Source organism: Streptomyces sp. NPDC001002, from assembly GCF_053599215.1.
Window position 1 is genome coordinate 130,101 of the sequence record NZ_JBSFLV010000003.1, and the last position, 17,649, is coordinate 147,749.

Consider the following 17,649-nt stretch of genomic DNA (forward strand, 5'->3'; position numbering starts at 1 on the left):
TGAGCCGGGTCACGCCGACAGGGGGTCCGCCTCCGCGGTGACGGCCGCCTCCACGTCGACGTACACGTCGAAGAGCCGGCGGACGCCGAGGGCGCCCAGGACGCGGTTGACGTGCGAGCCGTCGGCCGCCCCGCGAGCGGGCAGTATCAGCCGCAGCCGGCCCTGGCAGGAGCGGATGAGACGGCGGGCGGCGATCAGCACGCCGACGCCGCTGGAGTCGCAGAAGAACACCTCGGAGAGGTCCAGGACCAGGCTGTGCCGGCCCTCGGCCACCGCGTCGTGCACCCGCTGGCGCAGCGCGGGCGAGGTCACCAGGTCCAGTTCGCCGGAGACCTGGAGCACGGTCCAGTCGCCCTGCTCGTCGTCGATCACGTAGAACGCCACCACCACGCCTTTCGCTCGCCGTACCCCCCGCAAACGGAAGCCACACCTTCGCTTCCCTGCAGCGCGGCTGCCCACCGGCCGTTCCCTGAAACACGGCAGAAGAAACGGGAAGCGAACGAAAGAGGCTTGTTTTTGTCGACTTCGATCCTGTTCGATCGGATGTGGAACGGAAGACGAAGGTCCACTACCACCTGCGACCCCTCAGGGGGCGCGCATTGCATCAAAGGGGCGTGCGCTCTCAGACGTGCCGACTACATTCGAGGTGGCAGTGGACGCAGGCTGGGCACACACACGGTCAGGTGAGGGGGCCGCATGACGAAGAAGGACGCACCGCCCCGCTGGGACCGCAAGATGCAGCAGCGGCTCGCACGCGGTGAGGCGGCCGCCCTCGGCGAGCTCTACGACCGGTTCGCCTCCCTCGTGCACGGCCTCGCCCACCGGGTCCTCGGCGACGAGGTCGCGGCCGACGGCATCACCCGCGAGGTCTTCGCCCACGTCTGGGAACACCCCGAGTCCTACGACCCCAAGCAGGGCCCCCTGCGCTCCTGGGTCGCCGCCCTCACCCACCGCCTCGCCGTGCAGCGGCTGCGCGCCACCGAGACCGCGGCGCTGGCCGAGGGCGGCGGTGGCTCGACCGAGGAGCTGGAGCGCAAGGTGCGCCGCGCGGCCGTCGCCGCCCGCGCCGACTACATCGTCACGTCCATGCCCGCCCCGCTGCGCGCCGCCCTGGACCTGGCCTATTTCCAGCGCCGGGACTACCGCCAGACCGCCGTCGACCTCGGCGTCACCGAGGACGAGGCCCGCCGCCGGCTCCGCCTGGGCCTCCAGCTCCTGTCCACCGCCCACGACGCCGGCACGGCCGCGGCTCCGCCGGAGTACGGGGGTGCGGTGTGAGCGACGCGTTCCGTTCCGACGACGGGGACGAGGAGGAGCGGCCGGAGGATGACCGACAGCCCGGCCGGGGCGGCCCGACCGGCGGGAACGGCCCCGGCGGCACCGGCGCCGACCGGTCCCCCTCGCCCGCCCCGTCGCCCCGCATACCCACGCCCCGCGCCTCCGTCGAGGACGGCGAGCGGCCCCTGCCGACCCTGTCCGCCGAGGAGAACCCGCCCGTCCCGGCGGCGCTCGTACTGGCCCACCCCGTGCTGAAGTCGCTGCTCGGGGCGTGGGCGCTGGCCGCGTGCTCGACCGCGGAGGCCACGGCCGTCGAGGAACACCTCGGCGACTGCGGAAGCTGCGCGGAGGAGGCGCTGCGGCTGCGCGAGGCGGTCGGGCTGCTGCATCCGCCGGAGAGCCTCGACCTGGACCCGGCCCTGCGCACCCGCGTCCTGGAGGGCTGCCTGGACCGGCGCCCGCCGCGCATCCCGGTGCCGGAGTGGGCGGCCCCGTACGACGCCGAGACGGCCCGGCTGGACGCACTGCTCCAGGACATAGGGGACGCCGAATGGCACGCGCCGGTACGGCTGCGCTGGTTCGACGGGGAGGGCCCGGCGAGCCGTCGTACGACCGTCGCCGGAGTCATCGCCCACCTGCTGTCCGTCGACGGCCTGGTCGCCCTCGCGCTCGGCCTCGACGACCCGCTGGCCGACGTGAAGACGACCACGCGCGCGCCGGCCGCCCGTACGGAGACGTACTGGCAGACCTCGCACTTCCCGCCGACGCGGTCCGTCCGGACACCGTGGCGGGAGCAGAGCCACGACCTGGTCCGCACGGTGTCCTTCGCCGGCGGCTCGGACTCCGGTTCGGCCAAACTCGCCGTCTCCTACGGGGACTTCGCGCTGCCGCTGCATGACGCGATGCTCGACCGGGCGTTTGAGTGCTGGGTCCATGCGGAGGACATCGCGGAGGCGGTGGACTATCCGTACGGGCCGCCGTCCGGGCGGCACCTGAACCGGATGATCGACCTTGCGGCGCGGATGCTGCCGGTTGCCCTCGCAGCGAGGCGTCCCTCGGGCGGCGCGGGGAAGGTCGGCCGGACGTTGAGGTTGGAGATCGAGGGGTCGGGGGGTGGGGAGTGGTTGATCCCGCTGGACGGCCCGGTCGGCTCCGCGACTGGCTCCGCGGCTGGCTCCGCCGGGGAGGAGGTGGCTCATATCGCGTTGGACGGGGTGGAGTTCTGCCACCTCGCGGCGGGGCATGTGCCTCCGGCGGAGGCGGCGGCTGGGCAGCTCGGGGATCGTGAGGCGATCAGGGATGTGCTGTTCGCTGCCGCGTCGTTGAGCCGGATGTAGGGGGGCGGCTGCGGGTGCGTGGGGGCTGGTCGCGCAGTTCCCCGCGCCCCTAAAAACAGGGACGTGCAGCGAACCGACCTGCTTTTAAGGGGCGCGGGGAACTGCGCGACCAGCCACGAACCACCCGCAGCCGCCCATCCACCAGAACCGCCCACCCCACTAGGCGAAGACCACCGTCCGACGCCCGTTGAGCAGAATCCGGCGTTCCGCATGCCACTTGACGGCCCGTGCCAACGCGCCGCACTCCACATCCCGCCCCACCGCCACCAACTGATCCGGCGTCACCTCATGCCCGACCCGCTCGACTTCCTGCTCGATGATCGGTCCCTCATCAAGATCCGCGGTCACGTAATGCGCCGTCGCCCCGATCAGCTTCACGCCCCGCGCATGCGCCTGGTGATACGGCTTCGCGCCCTTGAAGCTCGGCAGGAAGGAGTGGTGGATGTTGATGATCTGGCCGTTGAGCTGCTTGCAGAGGTCGTCCGACAACACCTGCATATAGCGGGCCAGCACCACCAGTTCGACGTTCTGCTCACGCACCAGAGCCAGCAGCCGCGCCTCCGCGTCCGCCTTGGTGTCCTTGGTGACGGGGATGTGGTGGAAGGGGATGTTGTACGACCCCACCAGCTCCGCGAAGTCCGTGTGGTTGGAGACGACCGCCGCGATCTCCACCGGCAGGGCCCCCGTACGGGCGCGGAACAGCAGGTCGTTCAGGCAGTGCCCGAACTTGCTGACCATGAGGACGATGCGCATCTTCTCGTCGGCCCGGTTGAGCTGCCAGTCCATGTGGAAGGAGTCGCCGATCGCGGCGAAACTGGCCCGCAGCTTCTCCACGGTCACCGGAGCCTCGGCCGAGAAGTGGACGCGCATGAAGAACAGACCCGTGTCGTGGTCGCCGAACTGCTGACTGTCCTCGATGTTGCAGCCGGTCATGAAGAGATAGCTCGACACGGCGTGCACGATGCCCTGTTTGTCGGGGCACGAGAGGGTGAGGACGTACTGGTCGGACGCGACCGCGGCTCGGCTGGACTGCTCATTCATGCAGGACAGGGTCCCACACCCGGCCCGGCGCCCAGTCGAGCTGTCCGCTACGCGGACCTCGTCATGATCCGCAGTACCTCCAGCGTGCGCGGTGGTACGTCCGGGTCGTCGCCGTCGGCCATCGCCAGCCGTACGTGCGCGTCCCGTGCCGCCCGTACCGCGTCCGGCCAGGCCTGGTGCTCGACGTACGCCGAGACGTGGGCGTCCGGGCCGACCTGGTGCATGATCCGCAGCACCCGGAGCACGGCGGTGTCGACGAGGGCCGCCTCCTGGGAGTCCCGGAAGATCGTGCCGACGTATTTCTCGGCGGACCAGTTGTCCAGCCAGGTGTCCTCGACCAGGCGGTACACGGCGTCGGTGACGTCACCGTATCCGTCGACGCCGGCGAGCCAGACGTTCTGCTGGAAGGCCGGATCGGAGAGCATGTGCAGCGCGGAACGCACATTGCTGCGCCAGCGCCACCACGGCATGTCGTTCTGTGGCATGTCGCCCATGGTGGATGAGCGACGGCCGCGACGGGAAGAGTTCTCCGAACCTTGCACGGTCACCGATCGTACGTTCTTACCGCGCGGCCCCTCACCGACCCCCGTAATTCACCTCCAGGTCACCACTCGCTAACCCTGGGTCACCCGGGCATTGGCGGGGTCCCGGAAGCGTGTGCGACATGACCGGCAGTCGACGCAACCGCAGCACCTTCCTCCCCAGGTTCAACGGGGCCGGCACGAGAACCGCCCGCGTGGCGGGGGCCCTGGTCGCGTGTGCGTCGCTCGCCGTCGGCTGCGGGGTCATCCCCGGCACCGCGGCGGCCGGGGACGACTCGATCACCGTCATGACCTGGGCGCCCTCCGACACCAAGGCGACCAACAAGCCCGGCATGCCCGCCTTCGCGCAGGCCTACGCCCGCTGGATCAACTCCAAGGGCGGGATCAATGGCCGCAAGCTCAAGGTCCTCACCTGCAACGAGCACAACGACAGCGTGGCCGCCGCGAAGTGCGCCCGGGTCGCCGTCAAGCGGAACGTCGTCGCGGTCGTCGGCTCCTACAGCCAGTACGGCGACTCCTACCTCCCCACCCTCGAAGGCGCCGGAATCCCCTACATAGGCGGCTACGGCATCACCAACGCGGAGTTCACCAGCCCGCTGTCCTACCCGGTCAACGGCGGCCAGCCGGCCCTGCTCGCCGGTCTCGGCAAGGAACTGGCCGCCGGCTGCGGTCCCGTGGTGCTCGTACGCCCCGACACCATCGCGGGCGACGAACTGGCCCCCATGCTCGACTCGGGCCTGACGTGGAACAAGCACGCGGTCGCGATCGACCAGCGCGCGGCGGACGACACCACCGAGTACTCGACGCCGGCCGAGCGGGCCCTGGAATCGGCGAGCGACGACCCCGAGAAGAAGGGGTGCGTGATACCCACGCTCGGCGACCGGACCGGCACCTTCATGGACTCCTACCGGCGCTCCCGCGACCAGTACCCCGCCGTGAGCACCGCGGCCACGCTCGGCAACGTCGACCAGACGGTGATCAACGAGTCGGGTGGCGCGTCGAGTCCGTACGAGGGGTCGTACATCACCAGCTGGTACCCGGCGGCCACCGACAAGCTCTGGGACCCGATGAAGAAGGTCATCAGCGAGGAGGCCTTCGGCGACAACCGCATCGACGCGGCGGACGCCGGGGTGCAGACGACCTGGATCGCGTACACCGTCCTCAAGGCCGTCGTGGAGTCTCTGGACGGCGGCGAGGTGAGCGCAGAAACCATCCGCCGGGCTCTGAACAACGGGCTGAAGGTGGAGACCGGCGGGCTCACGCCGACGCTGAAGTGGGGCTTCCAGGGCAAGCTGGCCACGATCGGCTTCTCCCGGATGGTCAACGCCGACGTGACCCTCCAGGTGGTCCGCAAGGGCCAGCTCGTCGCGGCCCGCAAGGGCTTCCTCGACGTCACGAAGACCCTGCAGACCGCCGAGGTGAACTGACCCTCCGGGGTTGCCTGTTGTTACAGCTGGGTCGGCTGGCGCTGGGTCAGGCCGTACGTCTTCGCGATCGCGTTCCACAGCTGCGCGGCCTTGGCCTTCTGGGCGCTGGCGGTGCCGCTCGCGCGGTTGCCCGCCGCGGTCTGGCCGGTGGTGCGGGCCTGGCCCTTGCGGCAGCCCTTCTTGCCGGCGGCCTGGTCGGCCCAGGCCGCGTAGTGGTTGTCCGCCGACGCGGACGCCTGCCAGGCCTGAGTGAGGGCGGTGGTCAGTTCGCTGTGGCCGGCCAGCTTGTCGACAGACAGACCGGAGAGCCGGGTGACCAGCTGGGTGCGCTGCTTGGCCGCGTCCCGCAGGTTCGAGGCGGCCTGGCCCAGGTTGTCGCAGCCCTTCACGTCGGCCACGGCCTTGATCACCGAGGCCCGGCTGTCGCCGCTGTCGGACAGCAGCTTGTCCAGGGCCACCGCCTGCGCCTTCGCCGGATCGGCAGCCGGTGAGCCGGAACCGTCGTCGGTCACGGGCGCCGTCGCCGAGACGGTCTGGTTCTTGTCCTTGGAGTCGTCGCCCCCGCCGCCCCCGAGCAGCGCGCCCGCGCCGACGCCGAGCACGACGATGCCGATGCCCACGGCGGCGATGAGCGGCACACGGGAGCGCGAACGCCCGCCGCGGCCCGGCTCCTGCGGTTCGTAGGAGTTCTGGTCGTACCCGTTCTGGGGCGGCTGCTGGCCGTAACCCGGACCGCCGGGCTGCGCATACGGCTGTGCCGGGGACCTCGGCGGCTGCGCCTGGGGCTGGGTGAAGCGCGGCAGGTGCTGCGTGGCCGGCGCGGGCTGCGCACCGCCGGGTCCGCTGCGGAAGAGGTTGTCGAACTCGGCGGGCGGCTGCCGCTCGCCGTACGCGGCGCCGGGGTGCTGGTCGGTGACCGGCGGGATGTACTGCGTGGCCTGCGCGTCGGGATCGGCGGCGGGCGGCAACGGCCCGGCCCCGGCCTGCGCCTGCGGCGGCCGTCCCAGGAACCGGGTCTCCTCGCCCTGTCCGGGCCCGCCCACCTCGGGCGGCAGCGCTCCCGGCCCCACCGGGGGCAGGAGCTGGGTCGCCCCTTCGTTGTTCAGGGGCGCGGCCGGTACGGGCGGGATGAACTGTGTGGCCCCCTCGTCCCCACCGGGGGTGCCCGCGGCGGGCACCGGCGGGATGAGCTGGGTGGCTCCCTCGTCGACGGCGGGCGGGAGGGGCGCGGCGAAGGCGCCGGGAGCGGACGGGACCACGGCGGAGCCGGGCTCCGGAGCGCCGTACGGGCCGCCCGCGGCCGGGGGCAGGGGCGCGCTCGGGTTCGAGGTGCCGTAGCCGTAGGCGTCCGGGGCGGGGGTGCCGTAGGACGGGTTCGGGGCGTCGGCCTCCGGGAGGGGCTGCGCGCCGGGTGTCTGGTCCTGCGTGCCCCAGGGGTCGGGGGTCGGCTGCTGGTGCTGGTCCGGGGAGCCCCACGTCTGGGCCGGCGGGGTCGCCCAGCCCTGGTCCTGCGCCTGCGTCGGAGCCGGGGGCTGGTGCTGGTGCTGGTCGGGGCCCCAAGGGGTGCCCCAGGCCTGGCCGCTGGGCGGCGCCGAGGCCGGTATCGGCCCGTTCGGCTGCTGGCCACCGGAGTAGGAGCCGTTCTGCTGACCGCCGTACGGGCCGGGCTGCTGGCCCGGGTAGGGGCCGCTCTGCTGGTCTCCGTAGGCCCTGGCCTGCTGCTCGCCGTAACTCCCGGCCTGCTGCTCGCCGTAGGAACCGCCCGGCTCGGTGCCGTAGCTCCCGGGCTGCTGGTCGCCGTAGGTCCCGGCCTGGCGGTCGCCGTACGGGCCGGGCTGCTGACCGGGGTACGAGCCGCCCTGCCGGTCGCCGTACGGGCCGGACGGCTGGTCGCCGCCGTAGGAACCGCCGGACCGGTCGCCGTAGGAATTGCCCTGCTGAGCGCCGTAGGAGCCGTCCTGCTGGGTGCCGTAGGTCCCGCCCTGGCGGTCCCCGTAGGAACCGGTGCGTGGGCCCGGTGGGATGGGGGTCGCCATGCCCGCCATGCCCGGGAGCAAGGGCTCTCCGCCGTCGGAGGGCAGCACGATGCCTTCGCGCGGCTGCCGCGCCGAGGGCTCCTCGCCCTGTCCACTCTGCGTCACCGGGACTCCTACGAATGGGGGACCTTCGGAATCATCGGCTCACGCTACCGGGTCCCCCGAGCCGGGTGCCACGCAGCTCAGGCCTCAACCTCCTTACCTGTGACAGCACTAACAGCGGGCCTGTACAGGCCGTGGCATCTGTCCACCCGCTGCTCACTCCTGCGCGTCAACCGGCCGTTCCCCGCGCATTCACGCATCGGCCGGTTCCGCGTCAACCTCGCTCAGGCCGCCGCCTGCAGCTCCATCCGGGCCCCGAACTCCCGCACCACCGGCTCTTCTTGGTACGGCTCCAGGCGCTGCTGGAAGTCCTCCAGGTACTCGGCGCCCCGGTTGGAGCGGACGGATTCGAGCAGCTCGACGGCCTTCAGGCCGGTGTTGCAGGCCTGTTCGATCTCCCGCTGCTGCACCTGCGCGGTGGCCAACAACACGTAGCCGATGGCCCGTCGGCGTGCCTTCGTCTCCGGGAGGCCGGCCAGCGCTTCCTCCGCGCGCCGGGCCGCCGCCTCGGCCTGGCCGAGGTCGCGGTGGCAGTGCGCCAACTCGTCGGCCAGGTACGCCTCGTCGAAGTGCGTGATCCACGCCGGGTCGTCGCCGGACGCGGGATCCGCCGACTCCAGCGCCGAGACCGCCCGCCCGGACGCCGCCTGGGCCGCCCGCGCGTCGCCCATCAACGCGTGCCCACGGGCCTCCGCCGCGTAGAACATCGCCTCCGCGCGCGGGGTGACCCGACCACGCGCCCCCTCCTGCGCCGCCCGCGCCAACTGCGCGATCTCCCGCGGGTTTCCGAGCTGCGCGGCGAGATGGCTCATGGACGCGGCGAGGACGTAACCGCCGTAGCCGCGGTCGCCCGCCGCCTGGGCGAGCCGCAGTGCCTGGATGTAGTACCGCTGGGCCAGGCCCGGTTGGCCGGTGTCGATCGCCATGTACCCGGCCAGCTCGGTCAGTCGGGCCACCGCGGCGAACAGATCGCGCCCGACCGCCTCCCGGTAGGACCCGGCGAGCAGCCCGGAGACGACGCTGTTGAGGTAGTGCACGACGACCGGGCGCACATGCCCGCTGCCGTACTGGTGGTCGAGGTCGACCAGCGCCTGGGTCATCGCGCGCACGGCCGCCACGTCGGACTGGCCCACGCGAGGTCCCGCCGAGCGGGCCACCTGGGAGTCCGGCGAGGAGATCAGCCAGTCGCGGCTGGGCTCGACCAGCGCGGACGCGGCGACCGAGGAGCCGGACAGGAAGTCCCGGCGGCCCACGTCACTGCGCCACAGCTCGCAGACCTGCTCGATGGCGCCCAGGACGGTCGGGGAGAACTGGAGCCCGACGCCGGACGCGAGGTTCTTGCCGTTGGCCATGCCGATCTCGTCGATCGTGACCGTACGGCCGAGCTTGCGGCCCAGCGCCTCCGCGATGATCGCCGGCGCGCGGCCCCGCGGCTGCTGCCCGCGCAGCCAGCGGGCGACGGACGTCTTGTCGTAGCGCAGGTCGAGCCCGTGCTCCGCGCCGCACATGTTGACCCGGCGGGCGAGCCCGGCGTTCGAGCACCCCGCCTCCTGGATGAGCGCCTGCAACCGTTCGTTCGGCTGTCGCGCGACGAGAGGCCTTGCGGCCATGGCGTAACCCCCTGCGAACCTCTGGAGCGAAAAGATCCGGCCGTGAAGATCAATGCCCCGCGGACATACCGACAATGCGAGACATGCGAGGATTGCCGGGGTAAAGGCATCAGCCGACCCCCCACTCCTGGCTACCCAGCCCACGCCGTGGTTCCTCCCGCGCGCCCCCTCACGTGCATCCATGCGCCCCAGTTGCGGAATCGATGCCCCTCCCCCGCGCGCGCTACGCCCGTAACTCCAGGTGGGTGCGGGAGTTGTGTTCACCGTGGAAGAGACGATCGCGGGCACCGAAGCCGCTCAGATTCCGAAGCAGCGCGGGGAATCGCTGCTGGAGACCGCCGTACGCTACGCCGAGGAGCGCCACTGGGACGTCTTCCCCGGCGCCTGGCTGGAAGCCGTCGACGGGGTGCAGCGCTGCTCCTGCGGCGACGCGGCGTGCGCCGCCCCCGGCGCGCATCCGGCGCGTGAGGACTGGGCGACGCAGGCGACGGGCAGCGCGACCGTCGCCCGGCGGATGTGGCAGAAGCAGCCGACGGCTTCGATCCTGCTGCCCACGGGGCGGACCTTCGACGCGATTTCCGTCCCGGAGACCGCGGGGTTTCTCGCGCTGGCCCGGATGGAGCGCATGGAGTTGACGCTGGGTCCTGTCACGTTGACGCCTGATCGTCGGATGCAGTTCTTCGTTCTGCCGGGGGCGTCGGTGAAGATTCCGGATCTGCTGCGCAAGCTCGGGTGGTCTCCCTCGTCTCTTGATCTGACGGTGCTCGGGGAAGGGGCGTATGTGGCTGCGCCTCCTACGCGGTTCGGGTCTCGGGGGGCCGTGCAGTGGGCCTGCCGGCCGACGGCGGCTAATCGGTGGCTGCCTGATGCCGAGGAACTGGCGTCGCCTCTCGCCTATGCGTGTGGGCGGGATCGGTAGTTTGGCGGCCACAGATCGAATGTGGCTGGGCGCGCCCACGCGGCGGAGCCGCATATCGTTACAGCCCCGCGCCCCCCTAGGTTGGCTTCATGACGTCGGCTGTAAGTGTGCGTGGGCTCTGGAAGCGGTTCGGGCAGCAAGTTGCTGTTGCCGGGATTGATCTGGAGCTGCCCGCGGGGAAGTTCATCGGGCTGGTCGGGCCGAACGGGGCCGGGAAGACCACGACCCTGTCCATGGTCACGGGGTTGCTGCGGCCCGACCAGGGCAGTATCGAGGTCGTCGGCCACGACGTCTGGCGCGACCCCGTCGCCGTCAAGGCTCGGATCGGGGTGTTGCCCGAGGGGTTGCGGCTGTTCGAGCGGCTGTCGGGGCGGGAACTGCTGGCGTACAGCGGGCGGTTGCGGGGGCTGCCCGGTGGTGAGGTGGACAAGCGGGCCACGCAGCTCCTCGACGTGCTCGACCTGGCGGGCGCGCAACACAAGCTCGTCGTCGACTACTCGACCGGTATGCGCAAGAAGATCGGGCTCGCCGCCGCGCTCCTCCACAACCCCGAAGTGCTCTTTCTCGACGAGCCGTTCGAGGGCGTCGACCCGGTCTCCGCGCAGACCATCCGCCGGGTCCTGGAGCGGTACACGGGCTCCGGCGCCACCGTGGTCTTCTCCTCCCACGTCATGGAGCTGGTCGAGTCCCTGTGCGACTGGGTGGCCGTGATGGCAGCAGGCCGCATCCGCGCGCACGGCACCCTCGCCGAGGTCCGCGGCGACGCCCCCTCGTTGCAGGAGGCGTTCCTCGAACTCGTCGGCGCGGGTGGCCGGGACGCGGGATCCGACCTCGACTGGCTGGGGGGCGGGGCGCGATGACGGCCCCGCTCGCACCGGCAGCGCCCGCACCGGCTCCGCTCGTACCGGTCGACATCACGCCCGTCTTCGTCCGGCTGAAGCTGTCCCTGTTGCGCAACGGGCTGCGGCAGTCCGGTGGGCGGCGGGCCGCGTACATCGCGTCCGCCGTCGTCGTGCTGCTCTTCGGGGCGCTGCAACTGATCGGGCTGATCGCGCTGCGCGGGCACGCGCACGCCGAGTCGCTGGTCGTGCTGCTGATCGCCGTACTGGCGCTGGGCTGGGCGGTGATGCCGCTGTTCTTCCCCGGCGGCGACGAGACCCTCGACCCGACCCGGCTCGTGATGCTGCCGCTGCGGCCCCGGCCGTTGGTGCGGGCGCTGCTCGCGGCCTCCCTGGTCGGCATCGGGCCGCTGTTCACGCTCTGTCTGCTGGCCGGTTCGGTGATCGCGGTCGCGCACGGCGCGGCGGCGTACGTCGTCGGGGTGGTCGCGCTCTGCCTCGCGCTGCTGGTCTGCGTGGCCCTCGCGCGGACCGTGGCCGTCGCCAACATCCGGCTGCTGACCAGCCGCAAGGGCCGGGATCTGGCGGTGCTGAGCGGGCTGGTCATCGCGATCGGCGCGCAGTTGGTCAACTTCGGTGCGCAGCAGCTCGGTTCGTCCGGGCTCGCGCAGCTCGACCCGGTGGCCGACGTGCTGCGGTGGGTGCCGCCCGCGTCGGCGATCGGCGCGGTGGACTCGGTGAGCAAGGGTTCGTACGGGGTCGCGGTCGCCCAACTCGCGCTCAGCGCGGCCGCGTTGGTGCTGCTGCTCGGGGTCTGGTCGCGGCATCTGACCCGGCTGATGACCGCGCCCGACGGCTCCACCCTGCAGACCGCCGAGTCCGTGAGCCGCGAGCGCACCACCTCCGGCGGCCTCGCCCGGCTGCTGCCCGCCGGGCGCACCGGGACGGTCATGGAGCGCAGTCTGCGGTATGTGTGGCGGGACCCCAAGACCAAGGCCGCGTGGGTGACTTCGCTGGCGATCGGGCTGATCGTGCCGGTCTTCAACGCGCTGCAGGGCACCGGCTCGATCTACTTCGCCTGCTTCGCGGCGGGGATGCTCGGCATCCAGATGTACAACCAGTTCGGGCAGGACACGTCCGCGTTCTGGATGGTCGCCACGACCATCTCCTCCGCGCGCGACGCCTACGACGAACTGCGCGCCCGGGCACTGGCGTTGCTGGTGATCACCCTGCCGTACGCCACCCTCGTGACCGTCGTGACGACCGCGATGCTCGGCGACTGGCCGCGGCTGCCCGAGGTGCTGGGCCTGTCCTTCGCGCTGCTCGGCGCGATGCTGGCGACCGGCGCGTGGACCTCCGCCAGGTTCCCGTACTCCATCCCGCAGGACGGCTACAAGAACGTGGCCCCCGGCCAGTCCAGCATCGCCTGGATCTCCATCTTCGGCGGCATGATCGCCTCGGCGCTGCTGTGCGCCCCCGTCATCGTCGCGACCATCGCCCTGAACGTGATCGAGAGCGGTGACCGGTGGAGCTGGGTGCTGCTGCCGCTGGGCGCGGTCTACGGAGCGGTCCTCACGTGGTCGGGTCTGCGGCTTGCGGCTCCTCGGACGGCGGCCCGGCTGCCGGAGATCCTGTCGGCGGTGAGCAAGGGCTGACCCGACCGGGGGCTATTCGTCGATGCCGTCGGGGTGTTCGGGTGTGTCCGTGCCGGTGTCGATGCGGTAGCCGACGCCGGGCACCGTCGCGATGAGCCAGGGTTCGCCGAGTCGTTTGCGCAGGGCGGAGACGGTGATGCGGACGGCGTTGGTGAAGGGGTTGGCGTTCTCGTCCCAGGCCCGGGTCAGCAGTTCCTCGGCGCTGATGACACCGCCCTCGGCGGCGACGAGGACTTCGAGCACGGCGAACTGCTTGCGGGTGAGGGCGACATGGCGTCCGTCGCGGGAGACCTCCCGGCGGAAGGGGTCGAGACGCAGGCCCGCGATCTCGCTGACCGGCGGCCGGGCGTACGCGCGCCGGCGGTCCAACGCCCGCAGCCGCATGACGAGTTCGCGCAGCTCGAACGGTTTGGTGAGGTAGTCGTCAGCGCCGAGTTCGAACCCGGAGGCCTTGTCGTCGATCCGGTCGGCGGCGGTCAGCATGAGGATCGGGATGCCGCTGCCGGAGGCGACGATCCGGCGGGCGATCTCGTCGCCGGAGGGCCCGGGGATGTCCCGGTCAAGGACCGCGAGATCGTAGGAGTTGATGCTCAGCAGCTCCAGGGCCAGGTCTCCGTCGCCGGCGATGTCCGCGGCGATCGCTTCCAGCCGGAGCCCGTCACGGACGGCCTCGGCCAGGTAGGGCTCGTCCTCCACGACTAGCACACGCATACCCGCAGCCTAGGCAGTACGGGATATCGCCGACGTATGCGAACCCGGCACGTCCTTGAGTTCTACGAAGGTTCGGGCGTCGCGCGCCACCGCGGTCGTACACGCCACCGCGGTCGTACACGCCACCACGGTCATGCACGCCACCACGGTCGTGACGCCAGCGCGGCCAGCCCGGCGCCGGCCGCGTTGAGCAGCACGTCGTCCACGGAGGACACCCGGTCCAGGCGCAGGACGTACTGCGCGGTCTCGACCAGGACCGAGCAGGCCGCCCCGAGCGCCAGGACCCGCCAGACCGACGCGAGTGCCGTGAACCGCAGCGGGGCGAGGAAGCCCAGGGCCGCGAAGACCAGCAGGTTGCCGATGATCTGGCCCCGGTCCATCGTGGCCAGGTCCCGCAGCGGTACGAGGCTCAGGACGGCGCCGTTCTCGTCGCCCGGCAGCAGGATCATCCAGACCCACGGCACGGTCCCGTAGACCATGCCGACCTCGGCCAGCGACTTCCGCCACGGCGACGGGACGCCGGCGGCGGCGCGGCGGTGGGCCAGCGCCCACGCCGTCAGCGCGGCGAGCGGCAGCGCGATCACCGTGATGAGGGCGATGCCGTTGAACGTGCCGAACCAGACGAACGACTCCCGTGAGTGCAGCGGCATGGACAGCATCCGCAGCACCACGCGCAGCGGGCCGAACACGGCGAGCGCCGCCACGCCGAGGACCGCGAGAGCGACGATCACCGTCCCGCGCGTACGACGGGGCGGGACCGGGGCCGGGAGCGGAGCCCGGGTCGGCAGGGAGGTGCTGTTGTCCATGCCCTCATTGAAGACGGGCGGTCGTATCGCGGGCGTATCCGTTTCCCGACGCCTGCTCCGGGCGTCCCGTCTCAGACGGTGAGCACCGCGTCCAGGAACGGTTCGATGGCCGCCCGCCAGGCCTCGGGCTGGTCGTAGTGGACCAGATGCCCGGCGTCGGCCACCTCCGCGTACTCCCCGCGCGGCAGCACCCGCACCATCTCCTGCGCCTCGGCGCGGCCCAGCTCCCCGTCCAGCCCGCGCACGACCAGCGCGGGACACCGCACCTGCGCCAGCTCCTCCCAGTGCGCGTCGTACACCCAGGTCTCCCGGGTCTTGAGCATCTGGTCGGGGTCGAAGACGGGCCGCCAGCCGTCGGCGCACTCGTGCATGACCTCGGCGTAGAACTCGCCGCGCGCGGGATTGGGCCGCTCCACCCAGGGGTCGTCCTCGCCGAACCACTTGCGTACGTCGGCCAGCGTGGCGAACGGCATCGGCCACGCCCTGAACCAGTCCGCCCACTCCCGCTGCGAGGCCGCGCCGAGTGCGGAGGCCCGCATGTCGCAGATGACCACGCCCCGGACCAGGTCGGGCCGCTTGGCGGCGAGCTGCCAGGCGGTCAGCGCGCCCATCGCGTGGCCGACCAGGACGACCGGGGTGAGGCCGAGCTGTTCGAGAGCGGCCTCCGCGTCCTCGACGTATGCCTCGCGGGTGAAGGAGGCCTGTGGGGGCTTGTCGCTCTGGCCGTGGCCGCGCTGGTCGAGCGCGACGGCGCGATGGCGTCCGGAGAGCCAGCGGGCGGTGGACGCCCAGTGCGAGGCGCGGCCCATCAGGCCGTGCAGTAAGAGCACGCCTGGTGTGTCCTCGGCGCCGGCCGCCTCGCCGGTCCGCTCCGGGAAACCGGGTCGGTCCAGGGGGCCGGGCTGGTCAGGTACGAGCTTGGCCGGGTCGGTCTTGGGAGGGTCGCCGAACTCCCAGGCCGCGAGGCGTACGCCGCCCGCTCCGGTCACGTCGATGCGCCGCGCCATTGGTCCTGGCACCCCCCTAGCTCCGCTCGGACCGAACGAGCCGTCGGCCCTGTGCACCGTGTCCTGCCTTGCCGTGCAGCTGCCTTTCCGCGCTCACTCCTGAAGCGCACATTCCGCGTTTCGCGTCACTCGCAGAGTATCGAATGGGCATTCGAAATTACTCTCTCCGTGAGCAACACCCCTCGTTTGAGTGACCCCCCTCAAGGAATGATCGCCGCTGCCGAGGGGAGATCTTGAGCGGGAGGCGGACCACTCGGGGAAAACGGTCCGAGGGGATTGACCCTGGGAGCTCGGGGCTCCGGGTCAGCACAGGGGAGGACAGGCCCCGGCGCCGTAAGGCGCCGGGGCCCTCCGCACGTCTCCGGCACATCTTCCCGCCCCCTCAGGTCATATGCCTCACGCGACAGCCTTGCACGCGAAACGTCCGAGCGCTGCGATTCGACGGACTGAATCTTGGAGCCTCGCAACTGCCATCCGTATCACGGCAGTTGACGCGGGAAAACGCTCTCGGCGCTCGCTCGGTGCCTGTTCGCCGCTTGCTCGGCGCTCGCTCAGCGCTTGGCGACGAACACGTGCGAGGCGACGTCCGCCTCCAGTTCGGCGGCCTCTCCACCGCTGCCCACCAGCACTCCGCCCGCCGACTCCGTCACGCTCACCACCGAGCCGGGCTGCACGCCCGCCCGACGCAGCGTGTACATGAGCTGGGCGTCGGTCTGGATGGGCTCGCCGATCCGGCGCACCACGACCGTCTTGCCGTCCAGGCCGGGGTCGAGGTCGGCCAGCGAGACCATGCCCTCGTCCAGGAACGGGTCGGCGCCGTCCTTCTCGCCCAGCTCCTCCAGGCCCGGGATCGGGTTGCCGTACGGCGACTCGGTGGGGTGGCGCAGCAGCTCCAGGACGCGGCGCTCCACCGCCTCGCTCATCACGTGCTCCCAGCGGCAGGCCTCGGCGTGCACCTGCTCCCACTCCAGGCCGATCACGTCGACCAGCAGACACTCCGCCAGCCGGTGCTTGCGCATCACGCGCGTGGCCAGCCTGCGGCCCTCGTCCGTCAGCTCCAGGTGGCGGTCGGTGGCGACGGACACCAGTCCGTCACGCTCCATGCGCGCCACGGTCTGGCTGACGGTCGGTCCGCTCTGGTCCAGCCGCTCGGCGATCCGGGCGCGCATGGGGACCACACCTTCCTCCTCCAGCTCGAGGATGGTGCGGAGATACATCTCCGTGGTGTCGATCAGTCCGGACATACGTGCCCCTCGATGAGATCTGCCGGAAGCGCCACGGCTTCCCGGCGCGTGCGCTGGCCCTGGATTCAATTCTGACGCATAGCACTGACAACCGTGCCGCGCCGTTGAAACCAAGGCGTTACGCGGGGCACCGCGGTGTCTGCGTCGACATTCGCACAGGTACGTCGCCTGTGCGGCGACGAGCGCTGCACCACCGTCCCGCCGGTGCCTCACCGCCGTATTGACAGGGCACTGGTCCAGACCGCACCGTGATCCGCGACACAGACCGCCCCATGGCGCCCCGGAAGGACCCGCATGAGCGACGGCACACCGGCCGACCAGTTCCTCGACGCCGCGATCGGCCTGTTGCGACGGGTGCGGGAAGAGGAGGCGGAGAGCATCGCCGCGGCCGGCACGCTGCTCGCCGACACCGTCGCGACGGGCGGTCGCCTGTTCGCTTTCGGCGCAGGGCACTCCTCGCTCGCGGCGCAGGACGTCGTCTACCGGGCCGGTGGGCTCGCCCTGATGAACCTGCTCGCCGTCCCGGGCGCGGTCGGCGTGGACGTGATGCCGGCCACGCTGGGCTCCGCGCTGGAGCGGGTGGACGGTCTCGCGAGCGCCGTCCTGGACACCTCGCCGGTCCGCGCGGGCGACGCCCTGGTGATCATCTCCCTCTCGGGGCGCAACGCCCTCCCGGTCGAGATGGCCATGAACGCGCGCGCCCTCGGTGTGAAGGTCATCGGCCTGACCTCGGTGGCGTACGCGTCCGAGACCCGGTCCCGGCACGTCTCCGGCACCTATCTGCGCGACCACTGCGATGTCGTGCTCGACTCGAAGATCTCGATCGGCGACGCGGAACTCACCCTCGACACCATCCCGGCGCCCTTCGCCCCCGCCTCCACGGTCGTCACCTCGGCGATCCTCCAGTCCGTCATGGCCACCACCGCCGCGACCCTGGCCGACCGCGGCATCGAACCCCCGCTGCTGCGGTCGGGCAACGTGGACGGCGGCCACGAGTGGAACGGGCGGGTCTTCAAGGAGTACGCGGACCGGATCTTCTACCAGCGGTAGAGGCGGTACGCGGCCGCGGGTACGGGGTCTCGGGGATACGGGGTC

General features: G+C 71.6%; 16 protein-coding genes. 7 read left to right on the top strand and 9 right to left on the bottom strand.

Annotated elements, in window-relative coordinates; all coding sequences use genetic code 11:
* Positions 1 to 9: 9 nt before the first annotated feature.
* Positions 10 to 390: an STAS domain-containing protein gene (locus ACWDR3_RS03015; RefSeq protein ID WP_450350291.1), complete on the bottom strand. Its 381-nt coding sequence runs from the start codon at positions 388 to 390 to the stop codon at positions 10 to 12.
* 306 nt (positions 391 to 696) lie between these two features.
* On the opposite strand from ACWDR3_RS03015, the gene ACWDR3_RS03020 reads away from it, so the two are divergent.
* Together ACWDR3_RS03020 and ACWDR3_RS03025 are read left to right on the top strand one after the other, a co-directional pair.
* On the top strand, positions 697 to 1,278 hold the full coding sequence (locus tag ACWDR3_RS03020) for a sigma-70 family RNA polymerase sigma factor (RefSeq protein WP_450350293.1): 582 nt from the start codon (positions 697 to 699) through the stop codon (positions 1,276 to 1,278).
* Positions 1,275 to 2,615 carry an MDMPI N domain containing protein gene (locus ACWDR3_RS03025; protein ID WP_450350294.1) on the top strand — a complete coding sequence of 447 codons (1,341 nt, stop codon included), beginning with the start codon at positions 1,275 to 1,277 and terminating at the stop codon, positions 2,613 to 2,615. Before ACWDR3_RS03020 ends, ACWDR3_RS03025 begins: the two co-directional genes overlap by 4 nt.
* 159 nt (positions 2,616 to 2,774) lie before the next feature.
* Here the strand turns inward: ACWDR3_RS03025 and purU are convergent, their stop codons facing one another.
* Positions 2,775 to 3,656, bottom strand: a complete 882-nt coding sequence (gene purU, locus ACWDR3_RS03030; RefSeq protein ID WP_450350296.1) for a formyltetrahydrofolate deformylase — start codon at positions 3,654 to 3,656, stop codon at positions 2,775 to 2,777.
* 47 nt (positions 3,657 to 3,703) lie between these two features.
* A complete protein-coding gene (locus ACWDR3_RS03035; protein ID WP_450350297.1) occupies positions 3,704 to 4,204 on the bottom strand; it encodes an SCO4402 family protein in 501 nt (166 codons plus the stop codon).
* A 116-nt stretch (positions 4,205 to 4,320) separates the two neighbouring features.
* On the opposite strand from ACWDR3_RS03035, the gene ACWDR3_RS03040 reads away from it, so the two are divergent.
* Positions 4,321 to 5,625, top strand: coding sequence for an ABC transporter substrate-binding protein (locus ACWDR3_RS03040; RefSeq protein WP_450350298.1), 1,305 nt, complete (start codon positions 4,321 to 4,323; stop codon positions 5,623 to 5,625).
* 20 nt (positions 5,626 to 5,645) lie between these two features.
* Here the strand turns inward: ACWDR3_RS03040 and ACWDR3_RS03045 are convergent, their stop codons facing one another.
* Together ACWDR3_RS03045 and ACWDR3_RS03050 are read right to left on the bottom strand one after the other, a co-directional pair.
* Entirely contained in the window at positions 5,646 to 7,229 is a 1,584-nt protein-coding gene (locus ACWDR3_RS03045) for a hypothetical protein (RefSeq protein WP_450350365.1), read from the bottom strand.
* Positions 7,230 to 7,987: 758 nt separating this feature from the next.
* Positions 7,988 to 9,373 (bottom strand): transcriptional regulator, encoded by a 1,386-nt coding sequence (locus ACWDR3_RS03050; RefSeq protein ID WP_450350299.1) that lies wholly within the window; start codon positions 9,371 to 9,373, stop codon positions 7,988 to 7,990.
* Between the two features lie 256 nt (positions 9,374 to 9,629).
* Between ACWDR3_RS03050 and ACWDR3_RS03055 the strand changes: the two genes are divergently transcribed.
* From ACWDR3_RS03055 to ACWDR3_RS03065, 3 genes are all read left to right on the top strand, one after another.
* A complete protein-coding gene (locus ACWDR3_RS03055) occupies positions 9,630 to 10,292 on the top strand; it encodes a bifunctional DNA primase/polymerase (RefSeq protein WP_450350301.1) in 663 nt (220 codons plus the stop codon).
* An 89-nt stretch (positions 10,293 to 10,381) separates the two neighbouring features.
* Positions 10,382 to 11,152 carry an ABC transporter ATP-binding protein gene (locus ACWDR3_RS03060; RefSeq protein WP_450350302.1) on the top strand — a complete coding sequence of 257 codons (771 nt, stop codon included), beginning with the start codon at positions 10,382 to 10,384 and terminating at the stop codon, positions 11,150 to 11,152.
* A complete protein-coding gene (locus ACWDR3_RS03065) occupies positions 11,149 to 12,786 on the top strand; it encodes a transporter (RefSeq protein WP_450350304.1) in 1,638 nt (545 codons plus the stop codon). The genes ACWDR3_RS03060 and ACWDR3_RS03065 overlap by 4 nt, the downstream gene beginning before the upstream one ends.
* 12 nt (positions 12,787 to 12,798) lie before the next feature.
* On the opposite strand, the gene ACWDR3_RS03070 is transcribed toward ACWDR3_RS03065, so the two are convergent.
* The 4 genes from ACWDR3_RS03070 to ACWDR3_RS03085 all read right to left on the bottom strand — a co-directional run bounded on the left by ACWDR3_RS03070 (position 12,799) and on the right by ACWDR3_RS03085 (position 16,554).
* Positions 12,799 to 13,497 carry a response regulator transcription factor gene (locus ACWDR3_RS03070; RefSeq protein WP_450350306.1) on the bottom strand — a complete coding sequence of 233 codons (699 nt, stop codon included), beginning with the start codon at positions 13,495 to 13,497 and terminating at the stop codon, positions 12,799 to 12,801.
* 131 nt (positions 13,498 to 13,628) lie between these two features.
* The gene (locus tag ACWDR3_RS03075) at positions 13,629 to 14,303 is read right to left on the bottom strand and encodes a VanZ family protein (RefSeq protein ID WP_450350308.1); all 675 of its coding nucleotides are present in this window, start codon (positions 14,301 to 14,303) and stop codon (positions 13,629 to 13,631) included.
* A 71-nt stretch (positions 14,304 to 14,374) separates the two neighbouring features.
* Entirely contained in the window at positions 14,375 to 15,310 is a 936-nt protein-coding gene (locus ACWDR3_RS03080; RefSeq protein ID WP_450350309.1) for an alpha/beta fold hydrolase, read from the bottom strand.
* A 551-nt stretch (positions 15,311 to 15,861) separates the two neighbouring features.
* Positions 15,862 to 16,554: a metal-dependent transcriptional regulator gene (locus tag ACWDR3_RS03085; protein ID WP_124004016.1), complete on the bottom strand. Its 693-nt coding sequence runs from the start codon at positions 16,552 to 16,554 to the stop codon at positions 15,862 to 15,864.
* A 294-nt stretch (positions 16,555 to 16,848) separates the two neighbouring features.
* Here ACWDR3_RS03085 and ACWDR3_RS03090 point away from each other — a divergent pair, with 294 nt between their 5' ends.
* Complete coding sequence (locus ACWDR3_RS03090; protein WP_450350311.1) at positions 16,849 to 17,604, top strand: SIS domain-containing protein; 756 nt, start codon at positions 16,849 to 16,851, stop codon at positions 17,602 to 17,604.
* Positions 17,605 to 17,649 lie beyond the last annotated feature (45 nt).